Annotated in this window: 1 protein-coding gene; it reads right to left on the reverse strand. The window is 53.3% G+C overall.

Annotated elements, in window-relative coordinates; all coding sequences use genetic code 11:
- A partial coding sequence (gene fhuE / locus ACTBDZ_RS17705; protein ID WP_438816259.1) for a ferric-rhodotorulic acid/ferric-coprogen receptor FhuE occupies nucleotides 1–1,455 on the reverse strand: 1,455 nt, incomplete at its 3' end.
- Nucleotides 1,456–1,528: the final 73 nt, after the last annotated feature.

Raw genomic sequence — 1,528 nt, forward strand, 5'->3', positions numbered from 1 at the left:
TTGCGGCTGGAAGATTGAGGTGTAGCTGACATAGGCAGAGAGGGTATCGTTGATGTCGTAAATCAACCCGGCATAGGGCGACACCTTGTCTTTGCTGAAGCTGGAAGTCATACCGCCCGTGCTCCAGTCGGTATAGCGCGCACCGGCAACCAGCGCCAATGGATCGGCAAGCGAGAAACGGGCCGCACTGTAGACCGACCTTTTATGCACGGTATCATCCGAACTTTTGGTCTGCGCCTGCCAGTTCGGTTCCGGCGCACTGCCGTTCCAGTTGTAGTAATTGCCCATATCAGCAACCGTCACTGCATCGTTAGAGGCGTAGTAGTAGTTGCGTTGGCGACTGAACCCCACCCCGGTAACCAGCTCATGCTGACGCCCCAGCAGTTCGAACGGACCGCGCACATAGGTTTCCAGTGCGTCCAGTTTGCGTGTGCCGGTAAACCAGCCAGCGCCGCCCGCCAATCCTAATCCAGTGTCTTGATCAGGGAAGCTGCCACCATTGAAAGCATAGGGCGAAGCGTACATCAGCTTGTCATCAAACTTGGTTTCCGCATGAGTTGTGTTGATATGCCAGTCCCAACCGTTATCAAACACATGGCTAAACTGGGCAAAGACCTTGTTGGTCTCGATATTGTAATAGGCCCAGTTCGGGGCGGGATTGAAACTGCGATCGAAGTGGGTGCGGTTGCCGTTACTGAACCAGGTCGGCAAGCCGCCCCAGGTCGAACCGGGGGTTTTGCTTTCCTGATAATCGTAGCCGAATGACAGCGTGGAATTATTGGCCAGATCCGCATCGACAATGCCGGAAATAAATTTTTTGCGCTTATGGTAGCGATCGAGCCAGCTATCCTGATCCTGATAACCGGCGATAATACGCCCGCGCACGCTGCCGGATTCGGTCAAGGGTGCGGAAAGATCGGTCACATAGCGTTGGTTATTCCACGAGCCATAGCTGGCAGAAACATTGCCGGTCACTTCTTTGCTGGTGGCGTGTTTGCGCACCATATTCACCGTTGCGGAGGGATTACCGGTGCCGGTCAGTAGGCCGTTGGCACCGCGCACCACTTCAATGCGGTCGTAGATCGCGGTATCACCCAGAGCGTCACCAAAGTTCCAGGCCTCAGATACCGAAGTGGGAATATCATCAATGATAAAATTGTTGATGTAAAAACCGCGCGCATAGTAGCCGGTACGTTCACTGTCGGTATAGTTGCCGGTGACACCAACCACGTTATCCAACACGTCGCCCACCGTTTGCAGGTTCTGATCCTGCATGCGCTGTTTATTCACGATGGTAATGGATTGTGGAATATCACGCGGACTTAACAGCAAGCGCGTCCCCGCCGTAGTCAGTTTGGTGCTGTAGTCGCCGGGCACATCCTGCCCCGCTGCGCCCCCGGTGGGGCTTTGTTGAATAAATAGAAAGTTTGGGTAATCATCGGAACAGATCACCATAGTTGTTTCAAAATCAGGTCTCCATGGCAAAACAAAATTTTAAAATCACTAACTGGCCCTCCTATAACAAGGC

Origin of the sequence: Symbiopectobacterium sp., from assembly GCF_051710365.1 — a bacterium.
Lineage (GTDB): Bacteria > Pseudomonadota > Gammaproteobacteria > Enterobacterales > Enterobacteriaceae > Symbiopectobacterium.